Genomic DNA, 22,073 nt, shown 5'->3' with positions numbered 1-22,073 from the left:
CCGCCGGGAGGGAGAACATTTACAGAAAAATATCAAGCACCTGATCAAGTCTTAGCTTACAGAGCTTGCCGGCGTCTCCTTTGATCCACACTGTCTTTTCAAACTCCTCATAGCGGCAGATTTTCCCGCTGCAGGTGACAATTTCGCCATCCTGAAAGCAGCTGACAGTGATATCCTGAGCAAATTCCATCGCAGTGCAAAGCGTTTGGTTCATCTCCTCCAGCTGATCCGAATCAAGGATCGGCTTTTGCAGCTTCTGTTTATGGCGTTTTCTCTCAAGCAGGCTTTGTTTATGTTCAGGCAGAAACATCCGGCTTCCTTCCCACAGCAGATTGCCTCTTTGTAAATGCTCATTCATTTATAATGCCCTCCAATTTTAGCCGCGCGTTCAAACGCCTGGCCTGCAGCTGTCAGTGAGGCCGCCCTGATGATCGCCGTGTCGCCGAACCGGCTTTTAATCCCGTCCATCACATAGCCGAGGCTCATCTTCTTTGCATAATCCTGAAATAAATTGAGCTGCCATACTTCATCAGATGAAAGCTGAGAGAGGTTGACCCCGAGGCGGCGGACAGGCTTCCCATCCCAAAACTTGAGAAACAGTCTGCATACAGCCTGGTACACATCCTGCGTAGAATTGGTCGGTTCTGCCAGCTTCACTTGCCGGTTGAAGCCGGTCGGCAAATCAAAGTCAGCCCCCCTGCAGCTCACCGAAACCGTCTGCCCCATCATCCCGGCGTTTCGGCTTCGCCTGCACACCTCTTCACTTAGCTCCAGCAGAACGACTTTTATTTCTTTGTCAAAGTGTTCATAGTCTCTCGGGAGTGTCATTCCGTGGCCAATTGCTTTTTGTCCGTCCAGCGATGCCGTTGACACAGGAGAATAGTCGATTCCGTTCGCCGTCATCCACAGCACGTGTCCGTTAATGCCCCATTTCTTTTTTAAAAGCTCGAGTGGAAAAACCGCAAGCCCGCCGATTGTGCTAATGCCCATTCGATTTAAATGATGTTTCATCCGGCTCCCAACGCCAAACATACTCCCTACCGGAAGCGGCCACATCTCGGTTTTCATATTTTCTTTCGTTAACGTAAAAATACCGTTCTTATTCTTTTTGGCAAAATTGTCACACGCGATCTTGGCGAGCGCTTTATTAGGGCCGATTCCGACCCGGGCATAAATGCCGACCTCCCGCATGATTCTGTCTTGAATGCTTTTGGCAATTTCCTCGGGCGCCCCAAACAGCTTCTGGCTGCCTGTGATATCCATGAATTGCTCGTCAATGGAATAGGGCTCCACAAGATCTGTATATTCCTCTAAAATGGCGGTGATTTGCAGTGATACATCAATATACCGCTGCATCCGAGGCCGAAGCACAATCGCTTCAGGGCATTTTTCCTGCGCTTCCCACAGGCGTGAGGCATTGGCTACCCCTTTTTGTTTCGCCAGCGGGCATGCAGCCAATACAACTCCGCCCCTCCTTTCCGGATCACCCGAAACAATCACCGGCTGATTTTTCAAATGTGGATTTTCCGCTTTCTCTACAGATGCATAAAACGATTGCATGTCAACGAGAAAAATCACTTTTTCTTTCATCATACACACCTCTAAAAAGAACTTATGTTCGCTTCTGCTATTATATGCGAAAATACGTTCGGTTTATACTGGTAAATGATTCTTGTCTGACAGAAAATATGATGCAAGGGTTTGAGAGAAGGAAAACATTTAGTAGAATGAAAGCGAACCATAAAGATAGGAGAATCAAAATGGAGAAATTTGTCGAAAAAATGTTGGGACAGGCATTGCGCCAATACGGCCGAAATGTTGCCATTGATCCGTTAAGCCCGTATGAAAAACAAAGCCTGAAAGCTGCCTTAGAGGAAAGACAAAATGAAGATCCAGACGAGGACCTGCATGCGCATATAGAGGATATCATTTATGACTACGTCACAAACCAAGGGCTGTTTTCTTAGTGTCATGCACCTTCATTGTTGGAGAATTTTCGTATATTTGTTTTAGTATGGCCAGAAGGGACGCGGCTGATATCAAGTGGAAGCGCCCCTTCTCATATACGGACGCTCAAGCCCATCAGCATAAACTTTAATCTGATGCCCGGTCTCACTCAGCATTTCAGGAACCCTTCCATATGAGCTACAGCCTGATGAGTCAACGTCTTTAAACGAAATCCGATTGCTCTCCCGCATTCCTCATGCCTTTAAACTGGACAGGCATTTCTGCTCAATGAGAATTACACTTTCATGGTCAGATATAAGCGCCAGACAAAAAAATCCGAGTATTTCAACCTCCACTTCAACGGCTAAACGCCATCGTCAACGTGAAACTTGAACCATCAAAAACAAAGGTCATCCTGCGCGCACATAACAAACCCATATAAACCGGTAAGTAAAAATATTTAATCCTCCGTTGGATAAGGAAATTTTTTCATGTATGATAGAAAAAGATCTTACTAACAGGAGAGAACAATAAACATGAAGACATGGAAAGATATCCACCCAATCAGCTGGACAATTATTATCGGAACCATTTTCGGCAGAATGGCAACATCGATGAGCATTCCGTTTTTAGCGATTTATTTAACAGCTGTCCAAGGCGCATCAGCATCCTATGCGGGGCTTGTCATTGCGGCGAGCTCATCAGTCGGCATCATTGCAAGCTTTTATGGCGGATATATCTCGGACAAATTCGGCAGAAAGAACATGATGCTTGTATCCATTTTCGGCTGGATGCTGGTGTTTGCAGGGTTTGCGGCTACTTCTCACCTCTGGGTATTTTTTGTGGTAAATGCGTTAAACGGGCTTTGTAAATCACTGTTTGAACCTGCATCAAAAGCTTTGCTGTCAGATATGACAGAAGAAAAAACAAGATTGCTGGTTTTTAATCTGCGGTATGCAGCCATTAATATCGGCGTTGTCTTCGGCCCTGTGCTGGGTCTGTACTTTGGTTCATCACAATCTACCGCTCCTTTTTTGGTGCCCGCGGTAATTTATGGGATGTACGGTTTGATCCTTGCCATCCAATTTAAAAAGCATCCACCCGCGACATTAGAACAATCCAGAAATATGAACGTTCGGGAAGCGTTTATGGTAACGCAAAAGGATCGTCTTTTTACAGTTGCTCTTATCGGCATTACACTATCCATCTTCGGCTTTTCGCAGTTCAGCTCTACATTTCCGCAATATATGGCACAAAATCCTTTTATCGAAGATGGGACAAAATTGTACGGCTTCATGCTGACATTAAACGCAATTGTTGTTTTGGCAACACAGTTTCCCATCGTCTACCTTGGTAAACGGTTTTCGCCGCTTTGCTCCCTGATGCTCGGCAATATCATGATCAGCGCCAGCATGATGATCCTTACCATGTCACACGGCGTTTCTTCACTTGTTATCATTGTGGTTGCATTTACAGTTGGAGAAGTGCTCTTATTCTGTATGATGGATTTGTTTGTAGACCAGATTGCAAAACCCGGATTAAAAGGAACGTATTTCGGAGCGATCGGCTTTTCGCAGTTTGGGAATGTGATTGGCCCTTGGGCAGGCGGCTTATGTATCGATATATTTGGCGCCGGGCATCCAAGTTCCATTTTTTCTGTCCTTAGCGGCACTACCCTGCTTGGCCTGCCGTTTTTAGCGTTTGCCTATCGGAGGATGAAAGCGGGAATCACTGAGCAGCAACCCGGACTGGGGAAGCCGCTTTAACACAAGAAGACGGGAGAGAATCGCTCTCTCCCGCAAAAACGAGGTGATGAAATATGAATATAGGTGATATCATCTTTCAGCTGATCGTGTTTTTCATGATTGCCGCTGTTATCTCGGCGGCTGTCATCGGCTCTAAATATGCGAAAAACCGCAAAGCACAACTGGACCGAATTGAAAAAAAGCTTAACAGCATGTCCGAAGACCAAAACGATTAACCGCTTGGGGCAACGAGCTCTACCTTAATCCGGTCAGGGTCCTCACAATAGACTGCATAATGCCCGTCTCCCCCGGCAAAAGGATGCCGGTCTCGGTACAGCACACGATAGCCTTTTGCTATCAATTTTTCAGTCATCAGGTCGACTTGAAGCCTGGATTCAGCATGAAACGCGAGATGGTTCAGCCCGACACGGCACCTGTGATATTCCGGCTCTAGATATTCTTCTTTTACCTGAACAATCACAAGGTAAAAGTGATCCTTCTTCCAGCTGATGCCGGAACTCCATTTTTGAAACTCTTTATAGCCAAGCTCTGCTAAAAACCATCCCCAAAACCGCTTAGACGCTTCCAAGTCGGAGACATACAGCTCAATATGGTGCATCATGATCACACCCTTCTCACTAACACTTCTTCTACCTTATGCCGGTCTCCCTTTCGCAATATTAAATCTGACCTGAATTTAGTCGGCAAAATATTTTCATATAAATTAGGGCGGTTGACACTCTCCCAAATCGAGGTTGCCATCTCGTCAGCCTCCTGGTCGGACAGGTCTTTAAATTTATGAAAATACGAGTCCGGATTTTGAAAGGCCGTTTCCCGGAGAAGGCGGAAACGCTCTAAATACCAGGTAAGAATCCGGCTTTCGTCCGCATCTACGTAAATTGAAAAATCAAAGAAATCGGAAACAAAGATGCGGGGATTTTCCCGGTCATCCTCCAAGGTCGGCGATTGAAGTACATTAATTCCTTCGATGATCACGATATCAGCCTGTTCTACAACCTCAAACACACCTTCCTCACGGTCATAGGTTAAATGAGAATAGACCGGGGCCTTTACTCTTTCTTTTCCTGACTTTACGTCATTCAAAAATTCGAGGAGCGCTTTCACATCATAGCTTTCAGGAAATCCTTTTCTTGACAGCAAGTTTTTCTTCTTCAGCTCAGCTGTAGGAAATAAAAAGCCGTCTGTCGTGATCAGGCTGACCTTGGGCCGATCCGGCAAACGTGAAAGCAGCTTCTGCAAAATCCGCGCTGTCGTGCTTTTCCCGACAGCGACACTGCCGGCAATACCAATGATAAACGGAATTTTGGCTGAATGAGGGTGCTTCAAGAAAACATTCACATGCTTATTTCGCTCGGCAGCGGACTTGACATGCAAATGAAGCAGACGAACAAGCGGAATATAGATCGTCTCCACTTCTTCTACGGATAAATGATCATTCAGCCCTTCAACAGCTTTTGCCTCTTCTTCAGAAACAGCAATCGACAAATGGCCTCCAAATCCTGACCAAGACTGCCGGCTGTGCTGTGTATATAAAGTATGTAAATTAAGCTCTTTATTTTTCACTGTTTACACCTGACTCTCTGTAGCTTTAAACAAACGCTTACAAAGATTGTAACGGAAAACATTCCTACTGTCTGCTTATTTTTTCAATTTATCTTTTTTAACAAGTCAGCACCGATTCGGTTATATGCAGCCATTTCTTCTTTCGGAACCATACTGCCTCCCGTTCCCCAGACGACATGTACGGCATTTTTCATGCTGTGCCGCAGATCATTTTCAGACATGTAGTGTTTCCCGGTTTCCGCTAGAAACAGCTGAACAGGTCCGAACATGCCGGCAAGCGCAGACGGCTCTAAATGCTTATTTTCAGATAAAGCCAGCAAATGAAGCAAGGCATACAGCGTTTCGTCTTCGATAGTATAACAGCCGCTCAGCAAAGGTTCTATCAGATTGCCGACAAATCCTGACGGGCGCCCAACGGCAAGCCCGTCAGCAGCCGTTACATTATCCAAGCCGATATCCTGTACAGAGATCCGATCATGCAGGCCTGAATATAGACCTAAGAGCATAGACGGTGAATGGGTTGGCTCCCCGAAAAATACATGGACATGGTTTCCGTACAGGAGCTTCAGTCCAAATGCCACACCGCCCGGCCCTCCGCCGACTCCGCAAGGCAAATACACAAACAGCGGTGTTTCAGGACCAGGCTCGATATTCATAAAGCTGAGCTGCGTTTTTAAACGACTGGCCGCTGCCGCATATCCTAGGAACAGATGACGGGAATGTTCATCATCAATAAAATAACAGAATGGGTCTTGTTCCGCCTGCCGCCGTCCTTCTTTAACCGCTTCACTGTAATCTGATTCGTACTCAATGACAGTGACACCCTTTTTGCGAAGTAAATCCTTCTTCCACTGTTTAGCGTCGGAGGACATATGCACCGTCACGCGAAAGCCTAGTTTGGCGCCAATGATGCCGATGCTTAAACCAAGATTTCCTGTTGAGCCGACAGCAATGGAATAGCGGGAGAAAAATGAAGTGAACCGCTCTTCGTGCAAGACGCGATAATCGTCTGTTTCCTTAAGCATTCCTTCTTGAAGCGCCAGCTCCTCCGCATGCTTCAGCACTTCATAAATACCGCCACGGGCTTTAATCGATCCAGAAATCGGAAGCTCATGATCGCACTTTAAAAGCCATCTCCCCGGAAACGTTTCGCCATACACTTCCTCCAGCTTCTTTTTCATATGGCTTATTTCAATAAGCGGCGATTCAATCATCCCTTCGGCGGCTTTTGTTTCCGGAAATGCCTCTGCAATATAAGGAGCAAAGCGCCGAAGTCTTTTGTCCGCCTCGTCTATCTCACATTTCCACTCAGCCGCTTGTAATGCCACCCCCTCTTTCTTGCCGGGATTAGCCCAGAATACCGGTCGGGCATCAATCAGTTTCTGAATAAATGGATCTTTTATCAGGTCACGCAGAGTTTCTTGATTTATTGACATCAGCGATTTCTCCTTCCTTTAACAACTATATCTCTTTATAAAAAACTGCCTGCAAACACACCAAAAGGCGTCTCACACAGGCAGTTCCATGCTTATTTTTTCATGAGCACCCGTCCAGCCAGCTTTTCCACAAGTGCTGGAAACATCTGATATAGCTTTGTTCCGGCATTCATCAAACGAGGAAGATTGATTTCACGTTTGTTCGTCATAATGGCAGACGTGATTTGTGCCGCCACATCATCTGGGTCAAGCATCCAGCGTCCGACATTTTTGACATAGTCTCCGCTTTTATCAGCGATAGAAAAAAAGTCAGTCTGAATCGGCCCTGGATTGACTGTCGTCACATAGACGCCCGTGCCCGCCAGTTCCATACGCAAAGCGTTTGAATAGCCGAGCACAGCATGTTTTGTCGCTGAATAAAGGCTGGATTTCGGCGTAGCAATTTTCCCTGCTTGAGAGGCAATATTAATGATATGTCCGCTTTTTTGCTCAAGCATATGCGGAAGAACAGCTTTTGTACAGGCAATCAGACCGAAAACATTGACATCAAACATTGATTTCATTTCATCTAGGGTCGAATCTAAAACCGTTTCAAAAATACCAAAGCCAGCATTATTGATCAGCACATCAACCGGACCGATCTGATCACGGACGAGGGTGATATCTTCAAGACGGGAGACATCCAGAGGAAAAATATCACACTGTCCGCTCCATTCCTCGGTCATTTTTCTTTTGATTTCCTTCAAACGATCCTCACGTCTTGCCGACAGCAAAACATGGGCTCCTTCAGCCGCACATAAATAAGCGATTCTTTCTCCAAGCCCTCCTGAAGCACCTGTAATCCAAATACGCTTGCCAGCTATATTTTTCACCCTGTTCACCTCTCTATTGCTCTAAAGTATGCGGTATTTCCATCCCAATATGACGTGATGCCTGCTTCGGCCGCCAATATATCAAGATGCCCAACCGTTTCTGACATCGTTAAAAACAACTCTTTTTCATAAACAGCAGGAAAGAGCTGCTGACAAACCTGAAAAGCGGTAAGCGGTTTTTCCGACAGCATGTGACGCACATCCTTGGTCCGGCTGCTCTGCTTGTCTAACCGCTTCTTGATCAGCGCTGGTACATTGCTAATCGTATCGCCATGACCGGGAAACACTGTGTTCGGGGCAAGTTCAGACAGCCTCCGCAGCGACCGCTGATAATCCAGTAAAGGCTCCGTTCTTTTTTCTCCCGTTTTTGGCGCTTCTAGAATCGGGTTAGACGAGCTGTTCGCCAGCAGCAAATCACCGCCAAGCATTCTTCCGGTCTTTTCATGAAAGAGAACAATATGCGACTCTGCATGTCCGGGCATCTCCAGAACAGTCCAGTCATCCATCCCGTCAATTTTCATCCCTTCCGTCACCGTTTGGGTCAAGGATCTTGTACAGGAAAATGCGTAGGCCGACCGGATAAGCCTTTCTGCTTTCACATCATCAAATGGAACGCCTAACTCAGGCAGCAGCTTTTGAAAAAAATGTTTTTGCCACTCCATAAATGCCTTGTCTCTGCTGATATATGGTTCGTTAAACAAATGTCCAATCACTTTAATGTCATCAGAAAAAACATCAAGCAACCCTGCATGATCCGCGTGATGGTGAGTCAGCACGATCTGCTCAATATCTGACATTTCTATATGTACAGCGGCAAGCTGCTCTTTTAGGGCTGCAGCCGCCTCTTTGGTTTTCGGTCCACAATCGATTAGTGTCAGCGCATCACCTTTTACTAAGTAAACGATGACATCACCGACGGCAAACGGTGTCGGGACGCGAATCGGAATGATATCTGCAGTTGTCATTCTTTTGCTCCTTGTCTTCATTCATTACTCATATTTTAGCTTTTTCTCGGTCTTGTGTCATTATTGCCGTATGAGAACGGCCCTTTTTGAAAAAGCTATTGACATTAGCTTGTCCCCCATTGCATAATGAACAACAACTAAAATGAGAACCATTGGAACGCTATGACGAGAGGAATAGTATACAGGCAATGGCCAGAGAGAGCGATATCCCCAGGCTGAAAGGTATCGCGGCCCGCTTGTTTGTAGAACCTGCCCTCAGAGCGGTTAGGAAAACCTAAACGTTTCCCGCGTTACGGGATTTGAGCTGAGCACAAGTTGTGCTAATGAGGGTGGTACCGCGAACCTTTTCGTCCTTTACGTGATGAAAAGGTTTTTTGTTGTTCTAATAGAAGGAGGATATCCATGAAAAAGATAGGATTTGTCGGCGCCGGGTCCATGGCTGAAGCTATGATCAACGGTTTTTTGCAAAGCGGCATTACAAAACCTGAAAATATTTATATCACAAACAGGTCAAATGAAGAGAGACTCAATGAATTAAAGGAAATGTACGGCGTGCGACCATGCAGGGATAAGAGCAAGTTTTTCACACAAACTGATATCGTCGTTCTTGCTTTTAAGCCTAAGGATGCGGCAGAGAGCATTGACAGCATTCGTCCTTATATGAAGGATCAGCTTGTCATTTCTGTGCTTGCAGGCCTTACCATCGAAACCATTCAGCATTATTTCGGCAGAAAGCTTGCTGTCATACGGGTGATGCCGAATACTTCAGCTGCCATCAGAAAATCAGCAACCGGATTTTCCGTAAGCGCTGAAGCAAGCCAAGACGATATCACAGCGGCTAAAGCATTGCTAGAAACAATCGGTGAGGCCACATTGGTTGAGGAGCAGCACCTTGATGCCGTTACCGCGATAGCAGGCAGCGGCCCCGCTTACCTGTATCGCTATATTGAAGCGATGGAAAAAGCGGCGCAAAAGGTCGGTTTAGATGAGGAAACGGCAAAAAAACTGATCCTGCAGACAATGGCAGGCGCGACAGATATGCTTCGCCAAAGCAGAAAACAGCCGGCGCAGCTGCGCAAGGAGATTACGAGCCCTGGGGGAACAACAGAGGCAGGCCTTCGCGCTTTAACGGAGGCCCGCTTTGAAGAAGCAATCATTCATTGTATTGAAGAAACGGCCAAACGAAGCGCTGAAATCAAAGAGCAATTTGCCGGAGCCGCTTTAGAAAAGCATTTTTAGAGAAAAACATAAGACAGAAGACAATGCGCTTTCTGTCTTCTTTATCCTAAGACTGGCTGGCAGCTTCTGATTGTTTTAATAATGCAGAGATTGTAAAGGAAAGCAAGTCGGGAAGCACCTCAAAGGAATAAGGCACATACAGTCGTTCCGTCCATTTATGCGGGTCTTTTCCAGACGGGCCGACATTTAATACCGGAACATACAGCGCCTCGCCTTCCCTGCTTGGAAGTGAATATCCTCTGTTAAAGAGCGGCATATTGCTTGTGTATGCACCAACATCCTGTTTTTCCAGCTGAAGATAGCTCAAATCCGAGAGCCCTGGGAAATACTGAACCTCCCGTAAAGCAATGCCGTACCTATCAGCTGCATATTGAATGAGCTTGCCGGCAGTATTCATGATTACCTGATCGTTTTTTGATGACACCGCCGGATAAAACGGAGGGCTATAAAAGAGAACAATGAGCGGCGTATCTTCCTTACACAGCGCAGCGAGCTCTGATACAATTTTAGTCGAAAAGTCTCTGTCTCCAAGGTCTCCCCTGTTTGCATAGGTGAAATTCAGCACCCGTTCTGTTTCCGGGCTTCCGACACGACTTTTCGCACGTGCAAGAAGCTCATCAAACGTAAAAACAGAGACAGTTCGTTCAATTGGATGAAATGGCTCAAACTTCTGGAAGTCACGTGTTTTCTGCTGAATATGATTTGTAATCTCCTCTGCCGCCTGCTCTGCGGTTTTTTTTAGCATGTCATGCAGCTCACTCGCGGAGCGCTGCATTGTCAGCACATTAAATAACGTAACGGCTGTATGCGGGGTTTGGACGGAATATGCCTCTTTCAAGTCCTTTTGCATTAAGTTTACCGGCGGCGGGGTGACTTCCCCGTCAGCCATTTCGCAGTAATTCACGTTCAGCTCCAGCAGACGATTGATCTCAGAAACCATTAAATTTGCATTTAAACCGGAAAACGGCTCTCCGACATGCGTTTCTATCCCTTTGCAGAAAAATCCTGCGAGAACCTTGCCAATGCTGCCTGTATACACATATTGCCGCTGGTCGCCCGGAAATTTTTCAAACATCGGTTCGCTATTCAAACAAGCAGTGTATGTAAGATGATATTTATGCTTGATTTCTTTCAGTGCAGGAACGGCTTCGATCATTCCTCTTGAATTCACTTCCTCGTCAGGAACCGTAATCAAAAGGACATTCCCATCAAAATGACCATTCATTGCCCGCTCAAGCATCGACAGCTGAACAGTAAGCCCCGCTTTCATATCCATCGTGCCTCTTCCAAACAGCCAGTCGCCGCTTTCCGCGTCTGTTCTCACGCGTTCAGGAAGCAACTCTTTTTTCTCCAAAAAGGAGTTTAAAAGCTCAGCCGGCTTACAGGCCATATGCTTGAATTCGCCGTAGTCCTCTATGTCCACGACATCAAAATGGCTCAACAATAGCACTGTCTGTTTGACATCTTTCTTTTTGACAAGCGCCGTCAGAAACGTTCTGCCGTCTTCCATTGGATGGAGTGTGACATGAGCAGGGTTATTTTGAAAATAAGGCTTGTCCTTTAAAAGATAATAAAGATATTCCGCAAGTGCGGCTTCCCCTTTCGAACCAGTGACACTTTCGTACTGGACAAGCGAAGTTAAAAGGGTAAGCAAATTATCCTTAGTCTGCCAATTCATCATTTCCGCCCTCCTATGTATAAAAACGCTTCGATTCTAAAAAATAACATGACTCCCTTTCTATTATACAGAAATGTTTGACAAAATCGGATCGTTTGAGCAGTTTATATGACGGGAAAGAAATGACTTGTTATAATCAACCTCTAAAAACCTTACGGGAGGCGAAAGAAATGGCCAGAAAATTATTCACACCTATGACGATTAAAGATGTAACGTTAAAAAACCGCATTGTGATGTCACCAATGTGCATGTACTCTTCTCACGAAAAGGACGGAAAGTTACAGCCGTTCCACATGGCTCACTACATAACACGCGCAGTCGGCCAGGTCGGGTTAATTATTGTGGAAGCATCAGCGGTTAATCCTCAAGGACGCATCACAGACCAAGATTTAGGGATATGGAGCGACGAACATATCGAAGGTTTTGCAAAGCTGACTGAGCAGGTAAAAGCGCAAGGCTCAAAAATCGGAATTCAGCTTGCCCACGCAGGACGTAAAGCAGAGCTTGAAGGCGATATTTTCGCTCCGTCTGCGATTGCGTTTGACGAGCAATCCAGCACACCGGTTGAAATGACAACTGAAAAAGTGAAAGAGACCGTGCAGGAGTTCAAACAAGCAGCAGCCCGTGCAAAAGAAGCAGGCTTTGATGTGATTGAGATTCATGCGGCACACGGATACTTAATTCATGAATTTTTATCTCCGCTTTCTAACCATCGCACAGATGAATACGGTGGCTCACCAGAAAACCGGTACCGTTTCTTAAGAGAAATCATTGATGAAGTCAATCAAGTGTGGGATGGTCCTTTATTTGTCCGTGTATCGGCTTCTGACTATACAGACAAAGGCTTAGACATCGCTGATCATATCGGTTTTGCAAAATGGATGAAGGAGCAGGGCGTTGACTTAATTGACTGCAGCTCAGGTGCCCTTGTTCATGCAGACATTAACGTATTCCCTGGCTATCAGGTCAGCTTTGCCGAGAAAATCCGCGAACAGGCTGATATGGCGACTGGTGCTGTCGGAATGATTACAAATGGTTCAATGGCTGAAGAAATTCTTCAAAATAACCGTGCAGACCTCATCTTTATCGGCAGAGAGCTATTACGCGATCCTTACTTTGCAAGAACTGCCGCAAAACAGCTCAATACAGATATTCAAGCCCCTGTTCAATACGAAAGAGGCTGGTAATCTTGAGATTCGAGATATCCGCGGCTCCGCCGCCGGATATCTCTTTTTTTATTTTTGGAGAAACGATCAGCTGACGTTCTCCGTCTCCCTAGTAGAACCAATTAGAGGAGATGACTCCATTGAATGCAGCATGGATCGAAAGGACCTATATGGTTGACGGTTGTGAATTTCATACAAAACACCGAAAAGGATTTAGCGGTGTAACCATTGTTTTTGAAGCCGGCTACGGCACTTCTTCAGAGACGTGGAAACCATTAACAGCGGACATTGATGGCGAATTTGGCATATTCACATATGATAGAGCGGGCATTGGGAAAAGCGGACAAAGCAAGGCTGAACGAACAGCCGACCAAAAGGTGAGAGAATTAGAAAGCTTGCTTAAGGCAGCAGGTATAAGACCGCCTTATCTGGTTGTTTCACATTCATATGGATCGGTTATCAGCAGTTTATGGGCCTGTAAAAACCGAGAGGATATTATCGGCATGGTGCTCCTTGATCCCGCTTTAGGAGATGACGGCACAGGCGGCTTTACATTTATTCCTGAAGAAATGCATACAGCATACAAAAAGCAGATGATGCTCGAGGAGACATATGCTGAATTTTTGAAAAGCCTGCAGCAGGTCAAACAGCAGCAAGTCCATTTAGGAAACATGCCCCTTATTGTCCTGTCATCAGGTGAACGCACTGAGAAATTCGCCTCTGCTGAAGCGGACTGGAGAAACCTGCATAGCAGCATTTTGTCCCTATCCGATCAAAGCGGCTGGATACAAGCAAAAAACAGCTCACATAACATTCATCATGATGAACCTCATATCGTCCATCTGGCGATTTATGATGTATGGTGTGCAGCCTGCCAGCAGGCCGCCCCGCTGTACCAGGCAGTCAATTAAACAAAAAACCCGGCTAAAGCAGCCGGGTCTTTTATTACTTTGTTTCGCGATGAAGGGTATGTTTTTTTAACCGCGGTGAGTATTTTTTCAGCTCTAAACGATCAGGATTTGTACGTTTATTTTTGGTTGTGATGTAGTTTCTGTCCCCTGTTTCAGTGCAAGCCAAAGTAACATTTACTCTCATGTTTAACATCTCCTTATAAAGCGTAATGATTACGTTTTATTATACAGCTTAATAACAGATTGTCAAACACCTTCTCAGCCTCTTGGAACTTGTACCTCTAAGAAATCATAAGCCGTGATGCTGTTCGGAAAAACGGCTGCCGCTTCTTTCTGAAGCTCCAGAGAGGCCTCTCCCTGATATCTTGCGCTGATATGAGTTAAGATGAGCTGCTTCGCCCCAGCTTCTTTTGCTGTTACAGCTGCTTGTTCTGTTGTACTGTGAAAATAATCAAAAGCAAGCTTCACATCATCCTTAGCAAAGGTGGCTTCATGCACAAGCACATCACAGTCCCGCGCAAGCTCTTTTATCTTATCGCTCACTCTCGTATCCCCGGAAAACACGACAGCTCTCCCCTTTTTAGGAGGCTCCAAAAAATCCTCCCCATTTATGGTGCGTCCGTCTTCAAGCGTCACGATTTCACCTTTTTTTATTTTCGAATATACAGGTCCAGGCGGAATATTCATTTCCTTTAATAACGCCGCCTTTAAAGAACCAGGCACATCTTTTTCTTGTACGCGGTACCCAAAGGCCTCTACACCATGAATCGCGGATGCAGCTGTGACGATAAACTGGTCGTCCTCAAATACGGCTCCCTCTTCAATCTCTTGTATCACAAGCGGATATGTTAGGTGAGTTTTCGTGACGGCAAGACTTGTTTCAATAAACGCCTTGATGCCTTTCGGTCCGTAAACCGTCAGCTCGTCCTCACCGCCCTGAAAAGAACGGCTGCCAAGAAGCCCCGGAAGACCGTATACATGATCGCCGTGCATGTGAGTAATGAAGATTTTTTCTATTTTTCGAGGTTTAATTGATGTATGTAAAATTTGATGCTGTGTGGCTTCCCCGCAGTCAAACAGCCATACAGATCGCCTTTCTTCAAGCAGCTTTAATGCGATCGACGTCACGTTTCTCGACTTAGCGGGAATTCCGGCTCCCGTCCCTAAAAAAAGTAATTCCACATTTCCTTCCTCCTACTAGAACTAGTTACCTACAAGAATACAGGATCAGGCGTAAAATGTGAATCTTGCCTCTGATTCGGGCAAACCTTTCGTTCTAGAAATATTTTTGCGCCATTCTGCAAAAAAAGGGGCTTAAATGTTTGCTTTCGTTGAATTTTAGATTTAAAATGAAGGAAATATACGGGGTACTAAAATAAAGCTTCGAATAAAGTGAGGTACTTTTAGTGAAAACAAACCAACAACCAAAAGCAGTAATTGTCATATTCGGTGCAACGGGAGATTTGGCAAAACGAAAACTCTATCCGTCCATTCACCGTTTATATAAAAATGGACAAATCGGAGAAGAGTTTGCAGTTGTAGGAGTCGGAAGAAGACCTTGGTCCAATGAGGATCTTCGCCAAACCGTCAAAACATCTATTTCCTCAGCTGCTGATAAACATATAGATGACTTCACGTCTCATTTCTATTATCACCCGTTTGACGTGACAAACCCTGGTTCTTATCAAGAGCTTAACGTACTGCTCAACCAGCTGGAAGATACATATCAAATCCCGAACAACAGAATGTTCTACTTGGCAATGGCTCCAGAATTCTTTGGAACAATTGCAAAGACATTAAAATCAGAAGGTGTTACAGCAACTACAGGCTGGTCCCGCCTTGTGATTGAAAAGCCGTTTGGCCATGACTTGCCAAGCGCGCAAGCATTAAATCAAGAAATTCGTGAAGCATTTACAGAAGATCAAATTTACAGAATCGATCACTATTTAGGAAAACAAATGGTGCAGAATATTGAGGTTATTCGATTTGCCAATGCGATTTTCGAACCGCTATGGACAAATCGCTACATCTCAAATATTCAAATCACATCAAGCGAATCACTTGGTGTTGAAGACCGTGCTAGATATTACGAAAAATCAGGCGCCCTTCGCGACATGGTCCAAAACCATATTATGCAAATGGTTGCGCTTCTCGCAATGGAGCCGCCGATTAAACTGAACACAGAAGAAATTCGCAGCGAAAAAGTGAAGGTGCTGAGAGCCCTCCGCCCTATTGCAAAAGACGAAGTGGACGAGTATTTTGTGCGCGGACAATATCAAGCCGGTGAAATTGACGGTCTGCCAGTCCCTGCTTATACAGATGAAGATAACGTCGCTCCTGACTCAAATACAGAAACCTTTGTTTCTGGAAAGCTTCTGATCGACAACTTCAGATGGGCTGGTGTTCCATTCTACATTCGTACCGGAAAACGAATGAAAGAAAAGTCTACAAAAATTGTCGTTCAATTTAAGGACATTCCGATGAACCTGTACTACGGCAATGAAAACAACATGAATCCGAACTTACTCGTCATTCATATTCAGCCTGACGAAGGCATTACACTGTACTTAAACGCTAAAAAACTCGGAGGAGCAGCACACGCGCAGCCAATCAAATTGGATTACTGCAGCAATTGCAATGATGAACTGAACACTCCTGAAGCATATGAAAAATTGATTCACGACTGTCTTCTTGGCGATGCGACGAACTTCGCACACTGGGATGAAGTGGCCCTTTCTTGGAGCTTTGTCGATTCCATTTCTGAAACATGGGCAGCCAACAAAACCCTATCGCCAAACTACGAAGCAGGTTCTATGGGTCCAAAAGAATCAGATGATCTTTTGGTGAAAGACGGCTTGCATTGGTGGAATATATAAAGAAAAAGGCTGAAAGTGCTTGTAAAGCATTTTCAGCCTTTTATTGATGTACCAAGCTCTCTGCTTCTAAGCGGCTCAAAAAGACAATTGATTTTCTCTCTGTTGTAATCTAATATCCAACTGTTATATGTTTCATACATATCCCGTATTGTTTCAGCTGTAGCAGCTAAAATATCGCAGCCTCGATCATCATAAAGATGAAAAATGGTTCTCTTTTTTATATTGATAAAGTAAATATCTTGAGAAATGCTTGGTTTTATCCCCATATCTTGATTACATATCGCTCTCAGCATTGGAATATATCTTACATCACCAGCTTTACACCTCAGAAAAAATCTATGCGTTTTATCATCATCAGAACAAGTATAAGAGACAGCAATGTGCTGCAGTTTTTTCAACACAGCTTTTTCTTGAATGTACCGTGAGAAAATATGTAATTTGCTCTTATATCTCCTTCCCCCTCCAAAACCAACAGCATCAGCTATAACAAATATATCATCATCATCGGCATGTAGAGACTTAAATAAAGTGACAGCTCTCTTGTATGCGTTATCTATATAAGGGTTGTGTAGATAAACAGCATTCACATTATATCCTACGCCTATTTCAAACCGGATGCCGATCTGCCAGTTATAAAACAAAGGAGGTGTAAGTCGTAAACCAGGAAAATTTTCAAGTACATACTCATTTACAGGCAAAACATACATCCTTTCGTTCCCCGCACTCTATTTCAAAAAAATCCCGCAGCTGTCAGGCTGCGGGATTTTTCACATTATTATTTCATCCACTCCGTATGGAAGACACCGTCTTTGTCTGTGCGCTCATAAGTATGGGCGCCGAAGTAGTCACGCTGCGCTTGGATCAAGTTTGCAGGCAGCACGGCTGTGCGATAGCTGTCATAATAAGCTAGTGCGCTTGAGAATGAAGGTACCGGCACACCTTGGGCAACTGCAAGTGAAATCACTTGGCGAAGCGCTCCTTGGTAGCTTTCTGCAATGTTCTTGAAGTGGCTGTCAAGCAGCAGGTTGTCAAGCTCAGGATCACGGTCGTAAGCTTCTTTGATTTTCTGCAGGAATGCCGCACGGATGATGCAGCCGCCGCGGAAGATCATAGCGATTTCACCGTAATTGAGATCCCAGTTGTATTCTTCAGAAGCAGCTTTCATTTGGGCAAATCCTTGGGCGTAAGAGCAGATTTTGCTCATGAACAGCGCTTTTCTGACGGCTTCGATCAACTCTTCTTTATTTTCTGTAACAGGCTTCACTTCAGGTCCTGAAAGAAGGTTGCTTGCTTTCACACGCTCATCCTTCATCGCTGAAATAAAACGTGCGAATACAGATTCAGTGATAATTGGAAGCGGAACCCCTAAGTCAAGTGCACTTTGGCTTGTCCATTTTCCTGTTCCTTTTTGACCCGCTTTATCAAGAATCACGTCAACAAGCGGTTTGCCTGTTTCTTCATCTTTTTTGGTGAAGATATCAGCAGTAATCTCGATCAGGTAGCTGTCAAGCTCGCCTTTATTCCATTCAGCAAATACTTCATGAAGCTCATCAGCTGAAAGGCCAAGTACTTGTTTCAGGATGAAATAAGATTCAGAGATCAGCTGCATATCCCCGTATTCAATACCGTTATGCACCATTTTTACATAATGGCCGGCACCGTCCGGACCGATATATGTCGTACACGCTTCACCGTCAACTTTTGCAGAAATTGCTTCAAGAATCGGCTTCACAAGTTCATGAGCTTCTTTTTGTCCGCCGGGCATGATAGAAGGCCCTTTAAGCGCTCCTTCTTCTCCGCCTGAAACGCCTGTGCCGATAAAATGAATGCCGCTTTCAGCAAGCTCTTTGTTTCGGCGCTGTGTATCTTTATAGTATGTATTTCCGCCGTCAATTAAAATATCGTCCTTCTCTAAGTGAGGAAGAAGAGATTGAATTGTCGCATCTGTAGCAGTTCCCGCTTTAACCATTAACAAAATTTTGCGCGGTGTTTCCAAGGATTGAACAAATTCTTCAATGCTGTAGGTGCCGACAACGTTTTTGCCTTCAGCCTCCTGCAAAAATTCCTCGGTTTTGCTGCTTGATCTGTTGTAAACAGAAACAGAAAATCCTCGGCTTTCAATATTTAAAGCCAGATTTTTACCCATTACCGCAAGTCCGATAACTCCGATTTGTTGTTTTGACATATTCTAACGTCCCTTCTGAAAACGTTTAACCATTTTAAAATTTACATTAAAATAAAATGATATTTATACTATTGAAATTACCATACTTCACCCCCTTATTTCAAGACATTCAGCTTTTCTTTTCATCTTGAAAAAAATCTTTATTAAAGCTTGTCCCGCTTGTTTTGCTCTCGTCTTTTTTAACCTTTGCACCTTTTCTGATCAGCTTGGAGCCGTACTTTTCATTCAGTTTTTCCATCATCTGCTGAATCGGTTCATCCTTCGCATCCTCTGTAAAGCTGAACAAATCGAGTTGCTTATAGGCCTGCTCTTTTTCTACCAAATCCGTTCCGGTAATGCCGAGCAGCCTGATCGGATTTTTGTTCCAATGCTTAAAGAAGAGATGTTCTGCTTCATTATATATCTCGTTTTTTTGATCTATCGGATTCTTCAGTGTGATGCTTCTTGTAATGGTTTTCCAGTCCGCGTATCTGATCATAATAAACAGCTTTGAAGCCATTACTTCCTTACGCTGCAAACGGTCGCTAACGGATGCGGACAGTTTTCGAAAAACAGCTAACAGCTCATCCTCATCGGCAGAATCATGAGAAAGTGTGGATGAATTGCCTACGCTTTTAAATTCATAAATGCGCTCCGGATCAACAGGGGCATGGTGAATGCCGTTCGCTTTATTTTTGAGACGGGGCCCGTTGATGCCGAGCAGCCGTTTTAGCGAGTGTTCGTCAGCGGCTGCTAAATCTCCAATCGTATCAATACTAAGCCCGTTCAGTTTTTCCGCCGTCTTTTTGCCTACGCCATGCATTTCTCCAACTGGGAGCGGCCAAAGGATATCAGGCACTTCTCTTTTTCTCAGGATGGTGATCCCAAGCGGTTTTTTCATATCGGATGCCATTTTAGCGAGAAATTTATTCGGGGCAATTCCGATGCTTGACGGAAGCAGCAGCTCTTTCTGCAGTCTGCTTTGTATTTCTTTTGCCGTCTCATAGGCATTGCGGCTGTATGGTGTATCCGTCATATCCATATAGCCTTCGTCGATGGAGACAGGCTCCACCAGATCTGTATATTCACGAAGGATGCTAAACATCGCTCTTGAAGAGCTTCTGTAGCGGTCAAAGTTCGGCGGAAGGACGATGAGATCAGGACAGTTGCGCTTTGCTTCCCAAACCGGCATGGTTGTTTTCACGCCGTGCGCCCTTGCTTCGTAGCTGCATGTAACGACGATGCCTTTTCGTTCTTTGACGTTTCCGGCAACTGCAACCGGCTTTCCTCGGAGAGCCGGGTCATATGCCATTTCCACCGATGCATAGAAACTGTTCATATCAATATGGAAAATAATTCGGCCCTTCCCCGGCATAAACATATCTCCTTTCTGTTCATTAGACAACGGCTTGTACATATAGTAAAATGAAGGTATTGAATGGATGTGATGACAATGTTTGTGGAGTCGATAAATGACGTTTTATTTTTAGTCGATTTTTTCACAATTATTCTTCCGGCTCTGACCGCCATCGGGATCGCTTTTCTCTTGCGAGAGTGCCGTGCCGGCGAGCAGTGGAAATCAAAACGAACAGATGAACATCAGACGGTCTTTCGAATAAACCGAACAGACTTTCTTATTATTATATATCATCGCATTACAACTTGGATACGTAAAGTCTTCCGCATGAATTCACCTGTAAATGATGATGAAGACGTCAGTTCCCTTCTTTTATAAACCGCATTTATAAAAAGGAGGAGAACAAATTGTTAAAAACATATCAGAAACTTTTGGCTGTAGGGGCCTTTTTGATCGTATTATGCTCTGGAAACGCAGCTTTTGCTGCAACAAATCAGGTGGGAGGTCTCGGTAACGTCGGTTTTTTCCACGACTATTTAATCGAGCCGTTTTCCTCGCTGCTGAAAGGCGTTGCCGGACTGTTTCACGGAGAATACGGGTTGTCTATCATTCTTGTAACCATTATTGTGCGCGTTGTGGTACTTCCTTTGTTTGTCAATCAGTTTAAAAAACAGCGTGTGTTCCAAGAAAAAATGGCAGTCATTAAACCGCAAGTAGACAGCATTCAAGCCAAAATTAAAAAGACAAAGGACCCGGAAAAGCAGAAAGAACTGCAAATGGAAATGATGAAGCTGTATCAGGAGCATAAAATCAACCCGCTTGCGATGGGCTGTCTTCCAATGCTGATTCAGTTTCCGATTATGATTGGGTTTTATTACGCGATTCGCTCAACACCTGAAATTGCGTCACACTCGTTTCTATGGTTCAGTTTAGGGCAATCTGATATTCTCGTGTCCCTTAGTGCAGGGATTATGTATTTTGTCCAAGCCTATGTCGCACAAAAGCTGAGCGCGAAATATTCCGCTGTCCCGCAAAATCCTGCAGCGCAGCAATCTGCAAAACTAATGGTGTTTATCTTCCCTGTGATGATGACGATTTTCTCGCTTAATGTTCCTGCGGCCCTTCCGCTGTACTGGTTCACCAGCGGACTGTTCTTGACAGTGCAAAATGTCGTACTTCAGATGACACACCATAAACAGAAAAAAACAGCCGCTCTTACAGAACCGGTGAAATAAAAAACAACTCCGACTTTTGTTCGGAGTTGTTTTTTTATTTCCATCACTTTTTAGAACCTGCATTCGTTTAAAAAGAAGAAAATCGGGAATACCTTTACTCACATCCAAATGAAAGGAGCTGGTGTCGTGACGGAACGCTCTCAACAAAAAAATATTGCTGTGCCTGAGGGAATTTGGATCATGAAACAAACATGGAATGATGTCTTATTTGCTCATTGGCCTGTTGATGACTCTACCCTTCGAGCTAAGATTCCGTCCATATTGGACATAGATACATATCACGGACAAGCTTGGGTAAGCATGCTTCCCTTTATGCTCACAAACCTTCGCGCGCGTTTTCTCCCTCCTATTCCCGGAGCCCAGTCCTTTCCAGAGCTTAACCTGCGCACTTATGTCTCCTATAAAGGCAGGCCGGGCATTTATTTCTTTAGCTTAGATGCTGATCATCGGCTGGCAGTTCAAGGTGCACGGACTTTCTTTCATTTGCCTTATTTTTACGCCGATATGAAAGCCGAAAAAAATGGGGATGCTATGGAATATAGAAGCAAACGGAGAGACGCTGGAAAAGCAGCATTCGGTGCCACATACCGGCCACTCTCTGCGCCTTTTACAGCGCAAGAGGATTCGCTTGATTACTGGCTGACGGAGCGATACAGACTTTACACCACTCATCGTGACAAGCTCTATTATGAGGACATTCACCATCACCCTTGGCTTCTTCAAAGAGCCGAGGCCCAGTTTTCAACCAATACAGTGGCTGATGCTCACGAAATCACTTTACCAGACTCAGAACCGCTGCTTCATTATGCCAAAAAACAAGACGTATTATTTTGGCCGCTTCGACAATGGCGCTGACTGTTAGGAAAAAACCCGAATGCCAGATCCGCACTCGGGTTTT

General features: G+C 44.7%; 23 protein-coding genes. 10 read left to right on the top strand and 13 right to left on the bottom strand.

The window, feature by feature from the left end:
- Positions 1-19 precede the first annotated feature (19 nt).
- The gene (locus NST16_RS06125) at positions 20-358 is read right to left on the bottom strand and encodes a YolD-like family protein (protein ID WP_340884855.1); all 339 of its coding nucleotides are present in this window, start codon (positions 356-358) and stop codon (positions 20-22) included.
- Positions 355-1,593: a DNA polymerase IV gene (locus tag NST16_RS06120; protein ID WP_229146973.1), complete on the bottom strand. Its 1,239-nt coding sequence runs from the start codon at positions 1,591-1,593 to the stop codon at positions 355-357. Before NST16_RS06120 ends, NST16_RS06125 begins: the two co-directional genes overlap by 4 nt.
- A gap of 167 nt (positions 1,594-1,760) precedes the next feature.
- Between NST16_RS06120 and NST16_RS06115 the strand changes: the two genes are divergently transcribed.
- The 3 genes from NST16_RS06115 (at position 1,761) to NST16_RS06105 (ending at position 3,928) form a co-directional block, all read left to right on the top strand.
- On the top strand, positions 1,761-1,967 hold the full coding sequence (locus NST16_RS06115; protein WP_010334838.1) for a YqzH family protein: 207 nt from the start codon (positions 1,761-1,763) through the stop codon (positions 1,965-1,967).
- A 516-nt stretch (positions 1,968-2,483) separates the two neighbouring features.
- Positions 2,484-3,713: an MDR family MFS transporter gene (locus NST16_RS06110; RefSeq protein WP_340884851.1), complete on the top strand. Its 1,230-nt coding sequence runs from the start codon at positions 2,484-2,486 to the stop codon at positions 3,711-3,713.
- 53 nt (positions 3,714-3,766) lie between these two features.
- Entirely contained in the window at positions 3,767-3,928 is a 162-nt protein-coding gene (locus NST16_RS06105; protein ID WP_340884848.1) for a hypothetical protein, read from the top strand.
- Here NST16_RS06105 and NST16_RS06100 read toward each other — a convergent pair.
- The 5 genes from NST16_RS06100 to NST16_RS06080 all read right to left on the bottom strand — a co-directional run bounded on the left by NST16_RS06100 (position 3,925) and on the right by NST16_RS06080 (position 8,549).
- Entirely contained in the window at positions 3,925-4,311 is a 387-nt protein-coding gene (locus NST16_RS06100; protein ID WP_340888293.1) for a VOC family protein, read from the bottom strand. The two genes, NST16_RS06105 and NST16_RS06100, sit on opposite strands and share 4 nt — an antisense overlap.
- A gap of 5 nt (positions 4,312-4,316) precedes the next feature.
- Entirely contained in the window at positions 4,317-5,276 is a 960-nt protein-coding gene (coaA, locus tag NST16_RS06095) for a type I pantothenate kinase (RefSeq protein ID WP_024121956.1), read from the bottom strand.
- Between the two features lie 83 nt (positions 5,277-5,359).
- Positions 5,360-6,712 carry a D-serine ammonia-lyase gene (gene dsdA / locus NST16_RS06090; protein WP_340884841.1) on the bottom strand — a complete coding sequence of 451 codons (1,353 nt, stop codon included), beginning with the start codon at positions 6,710-6,712 and terminating at the stop codon, positions 5,360-5,362.
- A gap of 92 nt (positions 6,713-6,804) precedes the next feature.
- A complete protein-coding gene (locus tag NST16_RS06085) occupies positions 6,805-7,584 on the bottom strand; it encodes an SDR family NAD(P)-dependent oxidoreductase (RefSeq protein WP_010334830.1) in 780 nt (259 codons plus the stop codon).
- A 5-nt stretch (positions 7,585-7,589) separates the two neighbouring features.
- On the bottom strand, positions 7,590-8,549 hold the full coding sequence (locus tag NST16_RS06080) for an MBL fold metallo-hydrolase (protein WP_340884837.1): 960 nt from the start codon (positions 8,547-8,549) through the stop codon (positions 7,590-7,592).
- A 402-nt stretch (positions 8,550-8,951) separates the two neighbouring features.
- Here NST16_RS06080 and proC point away from each other — a divergent pair, with 402 nt between their 5' ends.
- Complete coding sequence (gene proC / locus NST16_RS06075; RefSeq protein WP_340884835.1) at positions 8,952-9,788, top strand: pyrroline-5-carboxylate reductase; 837 nt, start codon at positions 8,952-8,954, stop codon at positions 9,786-9,788.
- A gap of 46 nt (positions 9,789-9,834) precedes the next feature.
- On the opposite strand, the gene NST16_RS06070 is transcribed toward proC, so the two are convergent.
- Positions 9,835-11,466: a M20/M25/M40 family metallo-hydrolase gene (locus tag NST16_RS06070; RefSeq protein WP_340888292.1), complete on the bottom strand. Its 1,632-nt coding sequence runs from the start codon at positions 11,464-11,466 to the stop codon at positions 9,835-9,837.
- Positions 11,467-11,636: 170 nt separating this feature from the next.
- Between NST16_RS06070 and namA the strand changes: the two genes are divergently transcribed.
- Positions 11,637-12,653 (top strand): NADPH dehydrogenase NamA, encoded by a 1,017-nt coding sequence (gene namA / locus NST16_RS06065; RefSeq protein WP_168748180.1) that lies wholly within the window; start codon positions 11,637-11,639, stop codon positions 12,651-12,653.
- Between the two features lie 119 nt (positions 12,654-12,772).
- Positions 12,773-13,543 (top strand): alpha/beta fold hydrolase, encoded by a 771-nt coding sequence (locus NST16_RS06060; protein WP_340884832.1) that lies wholly within the window; start codon positions 12,773-12,775, stop codon positions 13,541-13,543.
- A gap of 34 nt (positions 13,544-13,577) precedes the next feature.
- Here NST16_RS06060 and rpmG read toward each other — a convergent pair whose 3' ends face one another.
- Together rpmG and rnz are read right to left on the bottom strand one after the other, a co-directional pair.
- A complete protein-coding gene (gene rpmG / locus NST16_RS06055) occupies positions 13,578-13,727 on the bottom strand; it encodes a 50S ribosomal protein L33 (RefSeq protein WP_229146950.1) in 150 nt (49 codons plus the stop codon).
- A 74-nt stretch (positions 13,728-13,801) separates the two neighbouring features.
- Positions 13,802-14,725, bottom strand: coding sequence for a ribonuclease Z (rnz, locus tag NST16_RS06050; protein ID WP_095713232.1), 924 nt, complete (start codon positions 14,723-14,725; stop codon positions 13,802-13,804).
- A gap of 224 nt (positions 14,726-14,949) precedes the next feature.
- Here rnz and zwf point away from each other — a divergent pair, with 224 nt between their 5' ends.
- Positions 14,950-16,419, top strand: a complete 1,470-nt coding sequence (gene zwf / locus NST16_RS06045; RefSeq protein WP_340884818.1) for a glucose-6-phosphate dehydrogenase — start codon at positions 14,950-14,952, stop codon at positions 16,417-16,419.
- A 32-nt stretch (positions 16,420-16,451) separates the two neighbouring features.
- On the opposite strand, the gene NST16_RS06040 is transcribed toward zwf, so the two are convergent.
- From NST16_RS06040 to NST16_RS06030, 3 genes are all read right to left on the bottom strand, one after another.
- Positions 16,452-17,126, bottom strand: coding sequence for a DUF3885 domain-containing protein (locus NST16_RS06040; RefSeq protein WP_340884815.1), 675 nt, complete (start codon positions 17,124-17,126; stop codon positions 16,452-16,454).
- Positions 17,127-17,194: 68 nt separating this feature from the next.
- Positions 17,195-18,604, bottom strand: a complete 1,410-nt coding sequence (gene gndA, locus NST16_RS06035; RefSeq protein WP_268449524.1) for an NADP-dependent phosphogluconate dehydrogenase — start codon at positions 18,602-18,604, stop codon at positions 17,195-17,197.
- Positions 18,605-18,713: 109 nt separating this feature from the next.
- Positions 18,714-19,958 carry a DNA polymerase IV gene (locus tag NST16_RS06030; protein WP_168748184.1) on the bottom strand — a complete coding sequence of 415 codons (1,245 nt, stop codon included), beginning with the start codon at positions 19,956-19,958 and terminating at the stop codon, positions 18,714-18,716.
- A gap of 72 nt (positions 19,959-20,030) precedes the next feature.
- Here NST16_RS06030 and mifM point away from each other — a divergent pair, with 72 nt between their 5' ends.
- The 3 genes from mifM to NST16_RS06015 all read left to right on the top strand — a co-directional run bounded on the left by mifM (position 20,031) and on the right by NST16_RS06015 (position 22,030).
- The gene (mifM, locus tag NST16_RS06025; RefSeq protein ID WP_081638334.1) at positions 20,031-20,318 is read left to right on the top strand and encodes a membrane protein insertion/folding monitor MifM; all 288 of its coding nucleotides are present in this window, start codon (positions 20,031-20,033) and stop codon (positions 20,316-20,318) included.
- A gap of 29 nt (positions 20,319-20,347) precedes the next feature.
- Positions 20,348-21,175 (top strand): membrane protein insertase YidC, encoded by an 828-nt coding sequence (locus NST16_RS06020; protein ID WP_268449525.1) that lies wholly within the window; start codon positions 20,348-20,350, stop codon positions 21,173-21,175.
- Positions 21,176-21,301: 126 nt separating this feature from the next.
- A complete protein-coding gene (locus NST16_RS06015; protein WP_268449526.1) occupies positions 21,302-22,030 on the top strand; it encodes a YqjF family protein in 729 nt (242 codons plus the stop codon).
- The last annotated feature ends 43 nt before the right edge of the window (positions 22,031-22,073 follow it).

Origin of the sequence: Bacillus sp. FSL K6-1005 (assembly GCF_038000225.1) — a bacterium.
In the GTDB taxonomy this organism is placed as follows: domain Bacteria; phylum Bacillota; class Bacilli; order Bacillales; family Bacillaceae; genus Bacillus; species Bacillus mojavensis.
Note: the sequence above shows the minus strand (reverse complement) of the source record. Positions and strands in the feature narration are given on the sequence as shown.